Annotated in this window: 12 protein-coding genes and 2 pseudogenes; 4 read left to right on the forward strand and 10 right to left on the reverse strand. The window is 70.8% G+C overall.

Translation table 11 applies throughout. The features are described from left to right. Nucleotides 1-133: 133 nt before the first annotated feature. The 3 genes from OG406_RS28090 to OG406_RS28100 all read right to left on the reverse strand — a co-directional run bounded on the left by OG406_RS28090 (nucleotide 134) and on the right by OG406_RS28100 (nucleotide 3,764). The gene (locus OG406_RS28090; protein ID WP_239155580.1) at nucleotides 134-2,038 is read right to left on the reverse strand and encodes a S53 family peptidase; all 1,905 of its coding nucleotides are present in this window, start codon (nucleotides 2,036-2,038) and stop codon (nucleotides 134-136) included. 437 nt (nucleotides 2,039-2,475) lie between these two features. Continuing rightward, nucleotides 2,476-3,099, reverse strand: a complete 624-nt coding sequence (locus tag OG406_RS28095; protein WP_164373208.1) for a DUF305 domain-containing protein — start codon at nucleotides 3,097-3,099, stop codon at nucleotides 2,476-2,478. Beyond that, on the reverse strand, nucleotides 3,096-3,764 hold the full coding sequence (locus OG406_RS28100) for a DUF3105 domain-containing protein (RefSeq protein ID WP_329188417.1): 669 nt from the start codon (nucleotides 3,762-3,764) through the stop codon (nucleotides 3,096-3,098). The genes OG406_RS28095 and OG406_RS28100 overlap by 4 nt, the downstream gene beginning before the upstream one ends. 333 nt (nucleotides 3,765-4,097) lie before the next feature. Between OG406_RS28100 and glnA the strand changes: the two genes are divergently transcribed. Then, nucleotides 4,098-5,459: a type I glutamate--ammonia ligase gene (glnA, locus tag OG406_RS28105; RefSeq protein WP_164373210.1), complete on the forward strand. Its 1,362-nt coding sequence runs from the start codon at nucleotides 4,098-4,100 to the stop codon at nucleotides 5,457-5,459. A gap of 94 nt (nucleotides 5,460-5,553) precedes the next feature. Here glnA and OG406_RS28110 read toward each other — a convergent pair whose 3' ends face one another. The 5 genes and pseudogenes from OG406_RS28110 to OG406_RS28130 all read right to left on the reverse strand — a co-directional run bounded on the left by OG406_RS28110 (nucleotide 5,554) and on the right by OG406_RS28130 (nucleotide 9,961). Next, nucleotides 5,554-6,573 carry a TolB family protein gene (locus OG406_RS28110; protein ID WP_329188420.1) on the reverse strand — a complete coding sequence of 340 codons (1,020 nt, stop codon included), beginning with the start codon at nucleotides 6,571-6,573 and terminating at the stop codon, nucleotides 5,554-5,556. Beyond that, a pseudogene (locus tag OG406_RS28115) lies at nucleotides 6,570-7,193 on the reverse strand (MFS transporter); the annotation flags it as partial. The gene OG406_RS28110 and the pseudogene OG406_RS28115, both read right to left, overlap by 4 nt. A 513-nt stretch (nucleotides 7,194-7,706) precedes the next feature. Continuing rightward, a pseudogene (locus tag OG406_RS28120) lies at nucleotides 7,707-8,375 on the reverse strand (MFS transporter); the annotation flags it as partial. Between the two features lies 1 nt (nucleotide 8,376). Further along, on the reverse strand, nucleotides 8,377-9,264 hold the full coding sequence (locus OG406_RS28125; protein WP_267050620.1) for an alkaline phosphatase family protein: 888 nt from the start codon (nucleotides 9,262-9,264) through the stop codon (nucleotides 8,377-8,379). 259 nt (nucleotides 9,265-9,523) lie between these two features. After that, nucleotides 9,524-9,961: a VOC family protein gene (locus OG406_RS28130; protein WP_329188422.1), complete on the reverse strand. Its 438-nt coding sequence runs from the start codon at nucleotides 9,959-9,961 to the stop codon at nucleotides 9,524-9,526. A gap of 147 nt (nucleotides 9,962-10,108) precedes the next feature. On the opposite strand from OG406_RS28130, the gene OG406_RS28135 reads away from it, so the two are divergent. Continuing rightward, nucleotides 10,109-13,114 (forward strand): bifunctional [glutamine synthetase] adenylyltransferase/[glutamine synthetase]-adenylyl-L-tyrosine phosphorylase, encoded by a 3,006-nt coding sequence (locus tag OG406_RS28135; protein WP_329188424.1) that lies wholly within the window; start codon nucleotides 10,109-10,111, stop codon nucleotides 13,112-13,114. A 10-nt stretch (nucleotides 13,115-13,124) separates the two neighbouring features. On the opposite strand, the gene OG406_RS28140 is transcribed toward OG406_RS28135, so the two are convergent. Beyond that, the gene (locus OG406_RS28140; protein WP_164373216.1) at nucleotides 13,125-13,985 is read right to left on the reverse strand and encodes a phosphatase PAP2 family protein; all 861 of its coding nucleotides are present in this window, start codon (nucleotides 13,983-13,985) and stop codon (nucleotides 13,125-13,127) included. A gap of 108 nt (nucleotides 13,986-14,093) precedes the next feature. Further along, nucleotides 14,094-15,128: a LacI family DNA-binding transcriptional regulator gene (locus OG406_RS28145; RefSeq protein ID WP_266613208.1), complete on the reverse strand. Its 1,035-nt coding sequence runs from the start codon at nucleotides 15,126-15,128 to the stop codon at nucleotides 14,094-14,096. Nucleotides 15,129-15,595: 467 nt separating this feature from the next. Here OG406_RS28145 and OG406_RS28150 point away from each other — a divergent pair, with 467 nt between their 5' ends. Both OG406_RS28150 and OG406_RS28155 read left to right on the forward strand, forming a co-directional pair. Then, nucleotides 15,596-16,870 (forward strand): extracellular solute-binding protein, encoded by a 1,275-nt coding sequence (locus OG406_RS28150; RefSeq protein ID WP_329188428.1) that lies wholly within the window; start codon nucleotides 15,596-15,598, stop codon nucleotides 16,868-16,870. 104 nt (nucleotides 16,871-16,974) lie between these two features. Beyond that, entirely contained in the window at nucleotides 16,975-17,979 is a 1,005-nt protein-coding gene (locus OG406_RS28155; protein WP_266848870.1) for a carbohydrate ABC transporter permease, read from the forward strand. Nucleotides 17,980-17,991 lie beyond the last annotated feature (12 nt).

Raw genomic sequence — 17,991 nt, forward strand, 5'->3', positions numbered from 1 at the left:
GGCACCCGGCCAGTGTAATCGTCAGAGCGACGCGATGGCATGCGGGTGGGGAGGCCCGCTGCCCGCTCGGGCGCGGAACGCGCGATGCGCCCGCCTCCACCGGAGAGGCGAGCGCATCGCGGGTGAGTGCCGGTCAGTGACGGCTGTACGAGCTGACGTAGCCCGGGGCGGGTGAACCCACGCCGGTCACGTCGTCGTAGCCCTTCACGGCCTTCAGCGAGCTGTCCGCGCCGAGGGTGCGCACCGAGGTGAGCAGACCGTCCGCCGCGTCGATGCCGTTCGCGAAGTCGACACGCGCCACGGCGAGTCCGGAGCCCTTGACGGGGTGGTCCGTGACGTCGTGGTACGCCTTCGAGCCGGCCTTGGAGTAGATCGACGGATTGGCGAAACCGATCGCCTTGCCGCCGCGCGCCTCCTGGGCGAGCGCCTGAACCGCCGCGATCACCGGAGCGGCGAGCGAGGTGCCGCCGATGCGGTACTCGCTGTACTGCTCCGTCCCGTCCGGGAAGGTCTGCGTCTGGCCGACCTTGAAACCGGTGTTGGGGTCGGCGATCGCCGAGATGTCGGGGACGACCCGGTTGCCCGCGGCGTTGTTCGCCTTGGCCAGCGCGTTCGGGACGACGCCCTTCTGGTAGTACGGCTCCGCCACGGTCTTGCTCGTGCCGCCGCCCGCACCCGAGGTGAACGCGCCCGGGAACCCGGTCCAGCTCTTGCCGTCCTCGGACAGCGAGGCCTTCTCGGTGCCCCAGCCGGTCTCCCACAGGTACTTGTCGCCCTTGCCGACCGCCAGCGAGGTACCGCCGACCGCCGTCACCCAGGCCGAGTTGGCCGGGGTGTCGACCTGCTTCGTGCCGGTGTTGGCGACCTCGTCACCGTTGTCACCGGAGGAGAAGTAGAAGCCGATGCCCTCGACCGCGCCGAACTGGAAGACCTGGTCGTAGGCCGCCGCGAGGTCCGGGGTCTGGTTGGCCTCGATGTCGCCCCACGAGTTGGAGACGATGTCGGCCAGGTGCCCGTCGACGATCTTGCTGAGCGAGTCGAGCAGGTCGTCGTCGTAGCAGGACGCGGCACCCACGTACGTGATGCTCGCGCCCGGCGCGACGGCGTGCACGGCCTCGACGTCGAGGGTTTCCTCGCCGTACCAGCCCGCCGCCCCGCACTCCTCGGTCTTCGTGTACCCCGCCGGCAGCACCTGACGGAGCTGGCTGGTGGAGTACTTCGCGTCACCGTGCTTCGCGGCGTAGGTGGCCGCGTCGTAGGCGATGGTCGGTGAGGCGTACGCGTCCGTGATGGCGACGCGGACGTTCTTGCCGGTGCGGCTGCCCGCTCCGTACGCGGCACGCAGCTGCTTGCCCGTGTACCCCTGCACGGCGTACGGGATCTTCTTCCCGTAGGCGGAGGGCAGGGCACTCGCGGTGTTCGAGCCGTAGTACGAGGAGAACGGCCCGGCGTTCTTGAACACCGCGTCCGGCGGCGGCAGCTGGTCCGCGTGCTGCGCCTTGTGCGGGGCGTTGTCCAGGCCGGTGACGGTCAGGACGGCGCCGTTCAGGGCGGCCGGCGCGGAGGCCGTCTTCGACGGCGCGCGGTAGGTCTTCTTGCCCTTGGTGAAGTTGTGCAGCTGCGTGCCGAACGCCTTCTCGGCGGCGGCCACGTCACCGGTGACGGAGACGTAGTGCTGCGTGGTTCCGGTGACCTTCAGGCCCGCGGACCGCAGCCACGAGGTCACCGCGGCGACCTGCGCCTTGGTGGCGCCGAAACGTGCCTGCGTCTTCTTGGCGCTCAGGTACTTGCCGTACGAGGCCGAGTTCGGGTCGGACACGGACCTGGCGTACGCGGCCAGACCCTTGGCGTCCCGGCCGGCGAGGTAGACCCGGGCCGAGACCTGGGAGCTGTCCGAAGCAGCGCCCTTGTCGGCCGTGGCGGTGGCCCACGCGGGCTTGGTGCCCGAGAGGGTGTCCCGGCTCGGACCGTCCGCGGCGTGGGCCGCGGGTATGCCGAACGCCAGCGCACCGGCGAGCAGCGGCAGTGTCGCTGCCATGCTCACCCCGGCACGCCTGGTGGCGCGATTGGATCTCATAGAACCCCCTGCGATGCGGTTCGTCGCATGTAGTGGTTGGTCGGTGAACCACGTGGGACCCCACACCCTGCTGGCAGGGCGCGGGAATGGATCACAGATGGGGGCCACTCTTACGATGAACCGTTCATGCCAGGGGAATGAAAGAGCCAAGGAAACCCCAAGTGGCCGTGATTCACGGTTGTTTGGGGCGGTTTGATGGATCTTCATGCCCAAGATCGAGGGTTTTCCCTCGGTCTGTCGGGATCACCGGCAGGGTCGGAGCCAGGCGCGCCACGGGGACGGTGGAACAGGGCGGGTGACGGGGAGGGTGGAACAGGGCGGGCGCGCGACGGACCACTGGCACAGGGCGCGGTGGAACCGTCCGGAACCCGACGGCCGGTGACGGGGCGTCCGTCCTCCTAGTCGCGCGGCTTCGCGCCCCGCTGGTCGAGCAGGTCGGCCATCAGGTCGAGCTCCGACTGCTGCGAGGCGACCATGCCCTGCGCGAGCCGCTTCTCCACGCCGACCGTGCACTTCTCGACGCAGCCCTCCGCCATGTGGATGCCGCCCTGGTGATGGTCGGTCATCAGCTGGAGGTAGAAGACCTCGGCCTGCTTACCGTCGAGCGTGCCGAGCCGCTTCATCTCGGTGTTGGTGGCCATGCCCGGCATCAGCGAACCGTCCTTGCCGGAGGCCATGTCGCCCATGCCCATCCAGGTCATCGGCGGGTCGGCCGACACCTTCGGCAGCTCCCACAGGTCGAGCCAGCCGAGCAGCATGCCCCGCTGGTTGGCCTGCGTCTGCGCGATGTCGTACGCGAGCCGCCGCACCTCCGTGTTCTTGGTGCGGTCCCGGACGATGTACGACATCTCGACGGCCTGCTGGTGGTGGACCGCCATGTCCCGGGCGAACCCCGCGTCGGCCGAGTCGGCGGCGGGCGCCCGCATCCCGGAGTCGTCGCCGTCGGCCACCGCGTACGTGATCGCCCCGGCCGCAACCAGCACGGCCGCCGCGCCGCCCGCGACCCACCCGACGTGCCTCACTGCGCGAGACCGTTGGTGCAGGCGGCACCCGGTTCGGGCGTCTGCTTGCCCTGCACGAACTCCGAGAAGAACGCGTCGACGTTCTTGTCGGTCGCGCTCGTCACCGTGCGCTGCTTGCCCCAGGCACTCAGCATGATCGGGTCCTTCTGGTCGTCGACCGGGCTCATCAGCGTGTACGGGGTCTTCTTGACCTTCGCGGCGAGCGCCTTGACGTCGCCCGCGGACGCCTTGCCGTTGTACGTCACCCACACGGCGCCGTGCTCCAGCGAGTGCACGGCGTTCATGTTGTTGATCGCCTTGGTGTAGACGTCGCCGTTGCAGTTCATCCAGACCTGGTTGTGGTCACCGCCGACCGGGGGCTCCATCGGGTAGGACACGGTCTTCGTGACGTGGTTGCGCGCGAGGGTGCCCTTCCAGGTCCGCACGCCGTCCGCGCCCGTGTCGAAGTGCCCGGAGGCCTGCTTCGCGTCGCTCGCGGTGCTCTTCTCGTCGTCGGACCGCGACTGGACGAGCACGACACCGCCGACGGCCAGACCGGCGACGACGACCACGCTCGCGGCGATCACCAGGATCCGGTTGCGCCGGGCGCGCGCACGCTCGGCACGGCGCAGTTCCTCTATACGGGCCTTGCGCGTCGCGGTGGCGGTGTTCTTGGCGGAACCCATGGTGAGTCCTTATGAGGATGGGACGGTCGGTGCGCTGATCGTAATCGTGCGGGGAGCCTTGTCGGCAGGGCGGGCGCGGGATTGGCCGAAGCCGTACGGGGCCGGTCCCGGAGCGGTTGAGGGTCGGCCCTTACAGGCGGGGCCGTGAGCAGGCAGTATGGGCACCGGAGCAGGACACCTCCCGTACGCGAGGCGTTCAGACCGAGGTCGCCCGGCCGATCAAGGTCCGCAACGCGCATGAAATGGTGTTGTGGTGGGATGCTCAGGAGCCCCGATCGTCTCCGAGGCGTGGGAGCAGGCGGCCTGACCAGCAAGGATGGGTGGAAGCGGAAGATGGACAAGCAGCAGGAGTTCGTGCTCCGGACGCTGGAGGAGCGTGACATCCGGTTCGTACGTCTGTGGTTCACGGACGTGCTCGGCTTCCTCAAGTCGGTGGCCGTGGCCCCGGCCGAGCTGGAACAGGCCTTCGACGAGGGCATCGGCTTCGACGGCTCCGCCATCGAGGGCTTCGCCCGTGTCTACGAGTCCGACATGATCGCCAAGCCGGACCCCGGCACCTTCCAGGTGCTGCCCTGGCGGGCCGAGGCGCCCGGCACGGCCCGGATGTTCTGCGACATCCTCATGCCCGACGGCTCCCCGTCCTTCGCGGACCCGCGCTACGTCCTCAAGCGGGCCCTCGCCAAGACGTCCGACCTGGGCTTCACCTTCTACACCCACCCCGAGATCGAGTTCTTCCTGCTGAAGAACCGCCCGCTCGACGGCTCGCGGCCCACCCCCGCGGACAACTCGGGCTACTTCGACCACACCCCGCAGAACGTGGGCCAGGACTTCCGTCGCCAGGCCATCACGATGCTGGAGTCGATGGGCATCTCGGTCGAGTTCAGCCACCACGAGGGTGCCCCGGGCCAGCAGGAGATCGACCTGCGGTACGCCGACGCGCTCTCCACGGCCGACAACATCATGACCTTCCGGCTGATCATGAAGCAGGTCGCGCTGGAGCAGGGCGTGCAGGCCACCTTCATGCCGAAGCCGTTCTCGGAGTACCCGGGCAGCGGTATGCACACCCACCTCTCCCTCTTCGAGGGCGACCGGAACGCGTTCTACGAGTCCGGCTCGGAGTACCAGCTCTCGAAGGTCGGCCGCTCCTTCATCGCCGGCCTCCTGAAGCACGCCGCGGAGATCTCCGCCGTCACCAACCAGTGGGTCAACTCCTACAAGCGCATCTGGGGCGGCTCGGAGCGCACGGCGGGCGCCGGCGGCGAGGCTCCCTCGTACATCTGCTGGGGCCACAACAACCGCTCGGCCCTCGTCCGCGTCCCGATGTACAAGCCCGGCAAGACCGGCTCGGCGCGGGTCGAGGTCCGCTCCATCGACTCGGGCGCGAACCCGTACCTGGCGTACGCGCTGCTGCTGGCCGCGGGCCTGAAGGGCATCGAGGAGGGCTACGAGCTCCCGCCGGGCGCCGACGACGACGTCTGGGCCCTCTCCGACGCCGAGCGCCGCGCGATGGGCATCGAGCCCCTCCCGCAGAACCTCGGCGAGGCCCTGGCCCTCATGCAACGCAGCGAACTCGTCGCCGAAACCCTCGGCGAACACGTCTTCGACTTCTTCCTCCGCAACAAGAAGTCGGAGTGGGAGGAGTACCGCAGCGAGGTCACGGCCTTCGAGCTGCGGAAGAACCTGCCGGTGCTGTAGGGGCATACCGGGGCGGGCCTCTCGCGGGGGCCCGGTAAACGGCGCGCAGGGCCGGCGGTCGTCGATCGCCGGCCCTGCGGTGTGTTCGGCGTGGTCAGCCGATGTACGCCGGGGACACCGCCGCCGTGCTGATGCGGTGCGGGACGCCCGTGCCGTCGGACGGGAGGGTGTACAGGTCCGCTCCGTAGTCGCCGGGGAGGGCGTAGACCAGGGTGTGGTTGTCGCGCCAGACCGCCTGGTCGTCGACGCTGCGGGGCTCCGCCAACGCCGTTTCGTGGCCCGTGGCCAGGTCGAGGACGTACAGGTGCCACGGGGCGTCCGCCGGGAGGCCCTTGACGCGCTTCTTGTAGGCGACGCGGGTGCCGTCGGGGGACAGGGACGGGCACTCGACGTCGGTGTGCACGGTGGTGACGGTGCGGGCCCGCAGGTCACCGCGGACCAGGTAGGTCGAGCCGTGCGTGGCCATCGTGGCGTAGAAGGTGCGGTCGTCCGACGCGAACGTCACTCCCCAGAAGTTGACGTCCGCCGCGTGATAGGTCCGCCCGTCCTTGATCACCCGGTACGCCTCCAGCGACGGTGTCAGCCGGCCCGTGCGGGTGTCGACGATCGCCGCCCGCGTCGAGAAGTTCGTGCCCGCGTACGAGTCACCGCCGACGAACGCCGTCCAGGCCGCGAACCGTCCGCTGGGCGAGACCCTGGCCCGGGACGGGATCCCCGGCACGTCGTAGCGGGCCCTCTCGTGCAGCGTGGCGTCCAGGATCACCGCCCGGTAGGTGTCCTGGACCGTCCCGTGCTGCGCCTGGAGGCACACGCCCGTGCCCGAAGCCGCGTAGAAGCGGAGGCACTTGACCTTCGACGCGACGCGCGGGGCCGACGGGTCCGACGCCGGGACGGAGGTCAGTTCGTCGCGGTGCGGACCCCACGCCATGTTGCGGAACACCAGCCGCCGGGAGTCGGTCAGGGACACCGGCCCGGCGCTGATCCGCGGGCCCCCGGGCCGGGCCTGGTTCCTGCGGTCCGCGCGCGCCGAGGCGTGCAGCACCGAGGCCACCGCGACGCCCGCGAGGACGACCAGGGCACAGATCAGGACCAGGATGCGGTTGCGGAGCGTCATACGAGGCCTTCCGAGGGGACGGAGGGGCGGATCGGGCGGAGGCCGAGCGCGAGGACGGCGCACAGGGCGAGCAGCACGGCCGACGCCGTCAGCGCCGTACGGTCGCCCCACGCCGTCCACGCCGCCCCGAACCCGAGCGAGCACACGAACCGGGCCAGGGCCTGGCCCGTCTGGACGAGCGCGAGCCCGGAGGAGCGCAGCTCGGTCGGCACGCTGTCCGAGGCGGCGGCCATCAGGACGCCGTCGGTCGCCGCGTAGAAGCCGCCGTGCAGCAGCAGGACGGCACAGGCGGCCGCCGTTCCCTGCCAGGAGCTGAGCAGCAGGGCGTACGCGAGGAGCAGGGCGCCGTGCCCGCCGACGAACACCCGCCACCGGCCGGTCCGGTCCGCGAGGCGGCCGAGCGGGACCGCGAGAAGGAGGAAGGCGGCGGCGGTGCCGAGCGGCAGCAGCGCGAACCAGCGGTCCGGTACTCCGAGACGCCGCTGGAGGAGCAGGAACACGAACGAGTCGCTCACCGTGGCGAGCCCGAGCAGCAGCGCGCAGACCGCGATACGCCGCAGCTCCGGGCGATGGAGGAGGGCCAGCGCGGCGCGCAGGGTGGGGCGGGGTGCGGGGGCCGGTCCGGCCGGTGCACCGGCGCCGGTCGCGCATTCGAGGCCAGCGGGCCCGGGCGGGGCCCCCGCCCCGGCCACGGACTCTGACCCGACCCCGGACTCTGACCCGACCCCGGACTCGGACCCGGCCCCGGACCTGGAGCCGTACGCAGGCCCGGACCCGACCCCGGACTCGGACCCGGCCCCGGACCTGGAGCCGTACGCAGGCCCGGACCCGACCCCGGACTCGGACCCGGCCCCGGACCTGGAGCCGTACGCAGGCCCGGACCCGACCCCGGACTCGGACCCGGCCCCGGACCTGGAGCCGTACGCAGGCCCGGACCCGGACCCGGAGTCGGACGCGGGCCCGGACCCGGAGTCGGACGCGGGCCCCGACATCGCCCCCGACCCGGCGGAGGCCCCGGTGTCGGACGGCCGCACGTCGCAGGCGCCGGTGCCGGAAGGCCGCAGGCCGGCCCCCGTGCCGGACGGCCGCACGGCGCCCGCCCCCGTGTCGGAAACCCGCGCGGCGCCGGCATGCGCCGCAGCGCCCCCCGGCACGAAGAGCACCAGCACCAGCACACCCACCACCGCCACGCAGAAACTCACCATGAACACGGCGTCGTAGCCGTCGACGGTGGCGCGCAGGATCAGGAAGGCGACGAGCGGGCCGAGCAGCGCGCCCGCCGTGTCCATCGCGCGGTGCACGCCGAAGGCCCGGCCGCGGTTCTCCGGGGTGCTGGACAGGGAGATCAGGGCGTCGCGCGGGGCGGTGCGCAGCCCCTTGCCGGTGCGGTCGGCTGCGAGGACCAGGCCGATGGGGGTGAGCGTCTGCGCCACCAGGAGCAGCGGTTTGCAGGCCGCCGAGAGCGCGTAGCCGGCGCCCGCCACCCACTTGTGGCGGCCGCCTCCCCGGTCGGCGAGATGGCCGCCGACGAGCCGGACCAGGGCCGAGAAGCCGTTGTAGATCCCGTCGAGGAGTCCGAAGCCCAGCGGGGACAGGCCGAGGCCCGCCACCAGGTACAGGGGCAGCACCGCCGTCACCATCTCGGAGGACACGTCGGTGATCAGGCTGACCGTGCCGAGGGCCAGCACCGTGGGCGCGACCGCGGCACGGCGCCGCCCGGCTCGGGGCCGGGCGGCGCTGTCCGCGGACGGGGTCGTCGCCGGCGCCTCCGGAGCGACGGCGCGGCTGTCCGCTACATACATGTCAGGACGTCCAGATGCCCGTGATGTCCTTGGCGGAGGCGGCGTTGCCGGCGTGCGTGAGGCCGTGCATGTCCTCCAGCGTGCGCAGCAGGTCGTAGTGGTTGTAGGTGGTGGCCGAGGAGGAGCCCGGGGTCACCTGCTGGCCGTACAGCACGGTCGGGATCTTGTTGCCGGCCAGGCGGTTGTCCTCGTCGAAGGTGACGACGAGGAGGCTGTTGTGGGTCTTGGCCCAGGTGGCGTACGCGCCGAGCTTGTTCTTCAGCCAGGTGTCACCGGTGGACACCGAGCAGTCGTGCATGTCGCTGCACAGGTTCGGGACGACGAAGGAGACCTGGGGGAGTGTCGTGTAGTCCGTGGGGAACTGCGTGAACGTCTTGGCGCTGGACGTGGGCACGTTGCTGAAGCCGAACCAGGGGTTGTGCTTGCGCGCGTAGTCGCCGCTGCTGCAGGTCGTCGAACCCTGGCTGGGCAGCGTCTCGTTGTAGCTGCCCCAGGTCTTGCCCTTGGCGATCAGCTCGGAGGCGAGGTTCGGGGCGGAGGAGAAGCCGGGCGTGTAGCAGCTGTCGTCCGTGATCCCCTGCGTGGAGCCGGAGAACAGGGCGAAGTAGTTGGGCTGGCTCGGGTGCGTCTCGGCGTACGACTGGGAGAGGTTGGCCCCGCCGGTCTTCAGCGAGTTGATGTAGGGGGCGCTGGAGGAGCCGATCACCTGGCTGTACGCGTGGTTCTCGAAGACCACGACCACGACGTGGTCGGGAGTGGGGACGGCCGCCGCGGCGTGCGCGGGGGCCGAGCCGGCGAAGCCGGTCCAGATCCCGGCCGCTGCCGCGGTGAGGGCGAGAGCGGATGCCACGACGGCACGACTGCGGCGGTACACGTTTCTGCCGGGCACTGCAGACCTCCGGTGAGTGGGGGGCGACGACGGTGGCGGTGCGGACAGAGCATGCACACGCCAACATTCCCGGGGCCCACGTCTCTCAACCGGCGGAGTGAAGAGCGGATGAACGGCTGCCGTCGCGGCCCTCCCGGCGGCCGGGGATGCTGCCGCCGCGCCCCCGGACAGCCAGAGACGCGACGCCCCGGCGGCCAGGGATGCTGTTGTCACACCCCCCGCGGCAGCCGGGGACGCCCGCCGTCGGAGCCCGCCCCCCTCAGCGCTCGCGGGCGAGTTGGCCGAGTACCTGGTGGAGCGGCTCCGTCGCCCGCTTCCGGTACTCCTGGATCGCCCACCCGTTGCCGTCCGGGTCCTTGAAGTACATGAAGGTGGCACCGTCCCGCGGCGCGAACGCCACCGGCTCGCTCACCTCCAGGCCGCGCGCGGTCAGCTCCTCGTACGCCGCCGCCGCGTCCTGCACGCACAACTGCATGCCGTGGTACGTCCCCGGCCGCGGCGTTCCGGTCGGGATCTGGAGGCCGTCGACGAGGGCGATCGAGCATCCGGACCCCGGCGGCGTCAGCTGCACGATCCGGACCCCCTCCATCACCTCGCCGTCCAGATCGACGTGGAAGCCCACCTTGTCCCGGTAGAACTCCTTGGCCCGGTCCACGTCCGAGACGGGCAGAACGATCACTTCGAGGGTCATGTCCACGGTTCGACTCCCTTGTCCCACGGCACACGGCTCTGTCCACACAAGCCCAGACCGGCGCGGGGCGCCACCCCGCCGACCGGGGTTAGGCTCGCTTCGCACGACCTTGATCCGAAAGCGGTGCGGGGTCCGATCCGACGGGAGGCCGGGATGACGGCGCCGGGGCGCAGGAGCAGCACCTTCTCACGGCTGCTGCGGCACGGTTTCACCGATCCCTCGGCGGCCGAGCGTCTGCTGGAGGGCCCCGAACTCGCGCCCATAAGAGTCGACCCGGTCCTCCTGGACGCCCTCGGCGCGACCGCCGATCCCGACCTCGCCCTCCTCGGACTCGTCCGGCTCGTCGAGGCGCAGGACGGCGACTCCGCCCGGCGGGAGCTCCTCGACACCCTGATCGCGGCCAAGCCGCTGCGGGACCGGCTCCTCGGTGTCCTCGGCGCCTCCGAGGCACTCGGCGACCACCTCGCCCGGCACCCCCGGGACTGGCAGGCCCTCGTCACCTACGAGGCGCAGGACCTGCACCCCGGCGTCGCGGAGTTCGAGGCGGGACTCGCCGACGCCGACGACCCCGTCGCCCTGCGCGTCGCCTACCGCCGCTGCCTGCTCTCCATCGCCGCGCGCGACGTGTGCGGCACCACCGACCTCGCGCAGACCGCCGCCGAGCTCGCCGACCTCGCCACCGCGACCCTGCGTGCCGCGCTCACCATCGCCCGGGCCGCCGCGCCCGACGACGCGGCGCTGTGCCGGCTCGCGGTGATCGCGATGGGCAAGACCGGGGGACACGAGCTGAACTACGTGTCCGACGTCGACGTCATCTTCGTGGGGGAGCAGGCCGAGGGCACGGACGCCGCGGACGAGTCCAAGGCCGTGCAGGCCGCGACCCGGCTCGCCTCCCACATGATGCGCATCTGCTCCGAGACCACGGTCGAGGGCAGCATCTGGCCGGTCGACGCCAACCTCCGCCCCGAGGGGCGTAACGGCCCGCTGGTGCGCACACTCAGCAGCCACCTCGCCTACTACCAGCGCTGGGCGAAGACCTGGGAGTTCCAGGCCCTCCTCAAGGCCCGGCCGGTCGCCGGAGACCTGGAGTTGGGCGAGGACTACGTGGCCACGCTGGCCCCGCTGGTGTGGCACGCCGCCGAGCGGGACAACTTCGTCGCCGACGTGCAGAAGATGCGCCGCAGGGTCGTCGAGAACATCCCGGCCGCCGAGATCGAACGCGAGCTGAAGCTCGGACCCGGTGGTCTGCGGGATGTCGAATTCGCCGTGCAGCTCCTCCAGTTGGTGCACGGCCGGGTCGACACGTCACTGCGCAGCGGCACCACCCTGGACGCGCTGAAGGCACTCGCCACCGGCGGCTACGTGGGCCGCGCCGACGCCGTGCAGCTCGACGACGCCTACCGCTTCCTGCGCTCGATGGAGCACCGCATACAGCTCTTCCGGCTGCGGCGCACCCATCTGGTGCCGGAGGACGACGCCGACCTGCGGCGCATCGGGCGGTCGCTCGGTCTGCGCGTCGACCCCGTCAAGGAGCTGAACCGCGAGTGGAAACGGCACGCCTCCGTGGTGCGCCGGCTGCACGAGAAGCTCTTCTACCGGCCGCTGCTCGACGCCGTCGCCCAACTCGCGCCGGGCGAGACCAGGCTGAGCCCCGGCGCGGCCCGGGAGCGGCTCGTCGCGCTCGGCTACGCCGATCCGGCCGCGGCGCTGCGTCACCTGGAGGCCCTGGCGTCCGGGGTCTCCCGCAAGGCCGCCATCCAACGCACCCTGCTGCCGGTCCTGTTGGGCTGGTTCGCGGACTCGGCCGACCCCGACGCCGGCCTCCTCAACTTCCGCAAGGTGTCGGACGCGCTCGGCAAGACCCCGTGGTACCTGCGGCTGTTGAGGGACGAGGGAGCCGCTGCGGAGAACCTCGCCCGGGTGCTCTCGGCGGGGCGACTGGCCCCCGACCTGCTGCTGCGGGCGCCGGAGGCGGTCGCGCTGCTCGGCGACGGCGAGGGCGGCGGCCTCGAACCGCGCGACCGTGCCCACCTGGAGCAGGAGATCCTCGCCGCGGTACGCCGGGCCGACGGCGGCGAGCAGGCCGTGACCGCGGCGCGCGGGGTGCGGCGGCGGGAACTGTTCCGCACGGCCGCGACGGACATCGTCGCCTCCTACGGCACCGAGGAGACCCCGGCCGTCGCCGACCAGGGCGCCCTGGTCGACCTCGTCGGCGGCGCGGTCTCCGACCTGACGGCGGCGACGCTCGCCGGGACACTGCGGGCCGTGGTGCGTGACGGCTGGGGCGACACCCTGCCCACCCGGTTCGCGGTGATCGGCATGGGCCGTTTCGGCGGCCACGAACTCGGCTACGGCTCCGACGCGGACGTCCTCTTCGTGCACGAACCCCGCGAGGGTGTCGACGAGCAGGAGGCCTCGAAGGCCGCGAACCGCGTGGTGTCCGAGATGCGGCGGCTGCTGCAGATCTCCAGCGCGGATCCGCCCCTGCTGATCGACGCGGACCTGCGCCCGGAGGGCAAGTCCGGACCGCTGGTGCGGACGCTGAAGTCGTACGAGGCGTACTACCGGCGCTGGTCCCTTGTCTGGGAGTCCCAGGCTCTGCTGCGGGCGGAGGTCGTCGCGGGCGACGAGGACCTGGGGGGCAGGTTCATCGAGCTGATCGATCCGCTGCGGTATCCGGCGGAGGGGCTGGGCGAGGAGGCCGTACGGGAGATCCGGCGGCTGAAGGCCCGGATGGAGTCGGAGCGGATGCCGCGCGGCGCCGACCCGACGCTGCACAGCAAGCTCGGGCGCGGCGGCCTGTCCGACGTGGAGTGGACGGTGCAGCTCATCCAGCTCCGGCACGGCTGGGCCGAGCCGGGACTCAGGACCACCCGGACGAGGGAGGCGCTGGCCGCCGCGTGTGCCGCGGAGCTGCTGTCCACCGAGGACGCGGCCACGCTGGACGAGGCGTGGGTCCTCGCCACCCGCGTACGGAACGCCGTGATGCTCGTACGGGGCCGGGCCGGCGACACCTTCCCCTCCGACGGCCGGGAGCTGGCCGCCGTGGGCCGCTACCTGGGCTACGGTCCCGGCCACGTCGGGGACATGCTCGACGACTACCGCCGGACCACCCGCCGGGCCAGGGCCGTCGTGGACGAACTGTTCTACGGAGCGTGACGCCCGGGCCTCAGGTCTTCGCCGGCAGGTTCTGTTCGGCGCCGGTGCCCGGGACCCGCTGCGGCAGCCGGTAGGGCAGCGCCCCGTACCAGAGGCGGGCCACCAGGAAGCCGAAGGCCAGGCACAGCATGCCGCCCACCGCGTCCAGCCAGAAGTGGTTGGCCGTCGCGACGATCACCATGAGGGTGGCCGCCGGGTAGAGCAGGCCCAGGATGCGGGCCCAGGGCGCCGAGGCCAGGGCGAAGACGGTCAGGCCGCACCACAGCGACCAGCCGATGTGCATGGACGGCATCGCGGCGTACTGGTTCGACATGTGTTTCAGGTCGCCGGAGGCCATCGATCCCCAGGTCTGGTGGACCGTGACGGTGTCGACGAAGGTCCCGCCGGTCATCAGGCGAGGTGGCGCGAGGGGGAAGAAGTAGTACCCGAGCAGGGCCACCGCCGTGGTCGCGAAGAGCGCGAGCCGGGCGGCCCCGTACCGGCCGGGATGGCGACGGTACAGCCACACGAGAACACCCAGCGTCACCACGAAGTGCAGCGTCGCGTAGTAGTAGTTCATCCCGATGATCAGCCATGTCGCCGAGTTCACGGCATGGTTGACCGACTCCTCCACGGCGATGCCGAGGTGGTGCTCCAGCCGCCAGATCCAGTCCGCGTTGCGCAGCGCCTCGTGCCTCTGCTCCGGCACGGCGTTGCGGATCAGCGAATAGGTCCAGTAACTGACGGCGATGAGCAGGATTTCGAACCAGAGGCGGGGGCGACGCGGGGCCCGCATACGACGCAGGAGGTTGTGACCCGCCTTCTCCTCCGCGACAGGTTGTGGAGTGGCCTCATTCCGGCCTTCCAGTGTCGTCACGGTCGTCTCACCCATAGGCGCAGAGTCTGCCAGAAAAGCCTTCGACCACCGATCATCCACCGGATGGGTTCGAGTCGCACTTTCTACGCCCAGAGCGGGCCGTAAACCCGCAGATCATCCTATTCAAGGACGATGACGGTCCCCCGGCGCCGAAGCCGTCGAGCCGCGCACCACCAGTTCCGGCATGAACACGAACTCGCTGTGCGGCGCGGGCGTCCCGCCGATCTCCTCCAGGAGCGTGCGCACCGCCGCCTGCCCCATGGCCGGCACCGGCTTGCGGATCGTGGTGAGCGGCGGGTCGGTGAACGCGATGAGCGGCGAGTCGTCGAATCCGACGACCGAGACGTCCGTGGGAACCTCCAGGCCGCGCTGGCGCGCCGCCCGTATCGCGCCGAGCGCCATCATGTCGCTGGCGCAGACGATCGCCGTGCAGCCGCGGTCCATCAGGGCGCTCGCGGCGGCCTGGCCGCCCTCCAGCGTGTACAGCGAGTGCTGGACCAGTCGCTCCTCGACGTCGGCGGGCAGGAGACCCAGCTGCTCCTGCATCGTGCGCACGAAGCCCTCGATCTTGCGCTGCACCGGCACGAACCGCTTGGGGCCGAGCGCGAGCCCGATGCTCGTGTGCCCGAGGGAGGCGAGGTGGGTGACGGCCAGGGCCATCGCCGCGCGGTCGTCCGGGGAGATGAACGGCGCCTGCACCTTGGGCGAGAAGCCGTCGACGAGGACGAAGGGGACACCCTGGCCGCGCAGTTGTTCGTAGCGCTGCATGTCGGCGGAGGTGTCGGCGTGCAGTCCGGAGACGAAGATGATGCCCGCGACCCCGCGGTCGACCAGCATCTCGGTCAGCTCGTCCTCGGTGGAGCCGCCCGGGGTCTGCGTCGCGAGGACGGGGGTGTAGCCCTGGCGCGTCAGGGCCTGCCCGATGACCTGCGCGAGCGCGGGGAATATCGGGTTCTCCAGCTCGGGGGTTATGAGGCCCACCAGGCCCTCGCTGCGCTGCCGCAGACGGACGGGGCGCTCGTAGCCCAGTACGTCGAGCGCGGCCAGGACGGACTGGCGGGTGGTCGCGGCGACGCCCGGCTTCCCGTTCAGGACGCGGCTGACAGTCGCTTCACTGACCCCCGCCTGGGCTGCGATGTCGGCAAGCCGTGTGGTCACAGGATTGGACTGTACCGGTCGTGTCCCGCCCTGCCCACCAACCGGACGCCGTGTGCGGGCGGTTGTACGGCCCGCTGCGGGCTGCTGCGTCATCGCGCTCCCTCGTGTTCCGGTCGGATCGGCGTCCCGGGCGTGCGCCGCGGGAAAGGGTGGCTCCTGCAAGGCGCTGACGGCCCGATGATCCCCGTGCGCGACATCGATGGCAAGAGCTTGCAGAGTCTTGCACAGCGGCCCCGAACTCCGCTGAGCGGCCTCGCACAAGGGTTTCGGGGTGATGCAGGGGAGGTCACGGCGCCGTAACTCTCGGCAGCTCTTGCACTTTTTTGCTGCAAGGTCTTTCGCGCCGCTTACAACGCTGTTACGTTCACGTCGCCCGGCGGACGCAACGGCGCAGTCGGCAAGTCGGCAAGGGGATCGGGCGGGACCGCATCCCCACCTACTCGGGCTTTCACCCTCAAGGAGATCTCATGCGGCGTGGCATAGCGGCCACTGCGCTGGTGGCGTCCCTCGCCCTCGCGGCGACGGCCTGCGGCGGCAGTGACAGCGGCAGCGACAAGTCGGACGGCCCCACCACCATCACCTGGTGGGACACCTCCAACGCCACCAATGAGGCGCCGACGTACAAGGCCCTGGCCCAGCAGTTCGAGAAGGCCAACCCCGGTATCAAGGTCAAGTACGTCAACGTGCCCTTCGACCAGGCGCAGAACAAGTTCGACACGGCCGCCGGCTCCAAGGGCGCCCCGGACATCCTGCGCTCCGAGGTCGGCTGGACCCCGGCCTTCGCCAAGAAGGGCTTCTTCCTGCCGCTCGACGGCACGGCGGCCCTCGCCGACCAGGCCAAGTTCCAGCCCAGCCTGATCGAGCAGGCCAAGTACGACGGCAAGACGTACGGTGTCCCGCTGGTCACCGACACCCTCGCCCTCGTCTACAACAAGGCGCTCTTCAAGAAGGCCGGCATCACCGAGGCCCCGAAGACCTGGGCCGACCTGAAGACCGACGCCGCGAAGATCAAGTCGAAGACCGACGTCGACGGCTACTGGGGCTCGACCCAGGCCTACTACGCGCAGTCCTTCCTCTACGGCGAGGGCACCGACACGGTCGACGCCACCGCGAAGAAGATCACCGTGAACTCGGCCGCCGCGCAGAAGGCGTACGGCACCTGGCAGGGGCTGTTCTCCGGCAAGGGCCTGCACAAGGCCGACACCACCGCCGACGCGTACGCCCACATCCAGGACGCGTTCGTCAACGGCAAGGTCGCCGCGATCGTCCAGGGCCCCTGGGAGATCACGAACTTCTACAAGGGCTCGGCCTTCACGGACAAGGCGAACCTCGGTATCGCCACCGTCCCGGCCGGCTCCAGCGGCAAGGCGGGCGCCCCGACCGGCGGCCACAACCTCTCCGTGTACGCGGGCTCGGACAAGGCCCACCAGGAGGCCTCGCTGAAGTTCGTGAAGTTCATGACCTCCGCGAAGTCGCAGGCGACGATCGCGCTCAAGAACTCCACGCTGCCGACGCGTGACGACGCCTACACCTCCGAGGTCAAGGCCGACCCGGGCATCGCCGGCTACCAGACGGTGCTCTCCGCCGCCCAGCCGCGCCCGGCGCTGCCCGAGTACAGCTCGCTGTGGGGCCCGCTCGACACCGAGCTGCCGAAGATCGCGGGTGGCAAGGAGTCCCTGGACAAGGGCCTGAGCAACGCCGAACTGGCGATCGCCAAGCTGGTCCCGGACTTCAGCAAGTGAGCCCGTGTGGCCGCCGGTTCCGCACCCCCGCCGGACGGGGGAACGGTTCCGGCGGCCACCGGCCGTGTGCGCCCAACTCCTGATCTTGCAGAAGGTGTCGAACCATGACAGTCGCCATCGACCGAGCGACCGGCAAGCGCCGCGGTGACCGAGCACCGCGCCCCGGCCGGACGCAGCGTCTGAAGCACTCGTACCAGAAGTACTGGTACGCGTACGCGATGATCGCCCCGGTCGTCGTCGTACTCGGCGGATTGGTGCTCTATCCCCTGGTGCGGGGCCTCTACCTGACGCTCACGGACGCCAACAGCCTCAACTCGGCCCGCACGATCGGCGTCAACCACATCGACGCCACCTACAAGTTCATCGGCCTCGACAACTACAAGGACATCCTCTGGGGGCCGACGTCGTACGACCGCTTCTGGTCGCACTTCATCTGGACCATCGCCTGGACCGTCCTGTGCGTCGCGCTGCACTACTGCATCGGCCTCGGCCTCGCGCTGCTGCTCAACCAGAAGCTGCGCGGCCGCACCGTCTACCGGCTGATCCTCGTGCTGCCGTGGGCCGTGCCGACGTTCGTCACCGTCTTCGGCTGGCGGTTCATGCTCGCCGACGGCGGCATCATCAACGCGATGCTCGACGCGGTGCACCTGCCCTCGCCGGCGTGGCTGGAGGACACCTTCTGGCAGCGGTTCGCCGCGATCATGGTCAACACCTGGTGCGGTGTGCCGTTCATGATGGTCTCGCTGCTCGGCGGACTCCAGTCCATCGACTCCACGCTGTACGAGGCCGCCGAGATGGACGGCGCAGGCGCCTGGCAGCAGTTCCGGTACGTCACCCTGCCGGGCCTCAGGTCGGTCAGCTCCACCGTGGTGCTCCTCGGGGTGATCTGGACCTTCAACCAGTTCGCGGTGATCTTCCTGCTGTTCGGCAACACCGCCCCGGACGCGCAGATCCTCGTCACCTGGGCCTACTACCTCGGCTTCGGACAGCAGCCGCGCGACTTCGCGCAGTCGGCCGCCTACGGTGTGCTGCTGCTGGCCATCCTCGTCGTCTTCACCTCCTTCTACCGCCGCTGGCTGAACCGCAATGACCAGCAGCTCGCGATCTGAGGCGGGAGTCTC

Source organism: Streptomyces sp. NBC_01428, from assembly GCF_036231965.1.
GTDB lineage: Bacteria > Actinomycetota > Actinomycetes > Streptomycetales > Streptomycetaceae > Streptomyces.

Excerpts from the sequence above, each read along its gene's own strand:
- OG406_RS28090 (WP_239155580.1), bottom strand. The coding sequence starts at position 2,038 with ATGGCAGCGACACTGCCGCTGCTCGCCGGTGCGCTGGCGTTCGGCATA.
- OG406_RS28100 (WP_329188417.1), bottom strand. The coding sequence starts at position 3,764 with ATGGGTTCCGCCAAGAACACCGCCACCGCGACGCGCAAGGCCCGTATA.
- glnA (WP_164373210.1), top strand. The coding sequence starts at position 4,098 with ATGGACAAGCAGCAGGAGTTCGTGCTCCGGACGCTGGAGGAGCGTGAC.
- OG406_RS28110 (WP_329188420.1), bottom strand. The coding sequence starts at position 6,573 with ATGACGCTCCGCAACCGCATCCTGGTCCTGATCTGTGCCCTGGTCGTC.
- OG406_RS28135 (WP_329188424.1), top strand. The coding sequence starts at position 10,109 with ATGACGGCGCCGGGGCGCAGGAGCAGCACCTTCTCACGGCTGCTGCGG.
- OG406_RS28140 (WP_164373216.1), bottom strand. The coding sequence starts at position 13,985 with ATGGGTGAGACGACCGTGACGACACTGGAAGGCCGGAATGAGGCCACT.
- OG406_RS28150 (WP_329188428.1), top strand. The coding sequence starts at position 15,596 with ATGCGGCGTGGCATAGCGGCCACTGCGCTGGTGGCGTCCCTCGCCCTC.
- OG406_RS28155 (WP_266848870.1), top strand. The coding sequence starts at position 16,975 with ATGACAGTCGCCATCGACCGAGCGACCGGCAAGCGCCGCGGTGACCGA.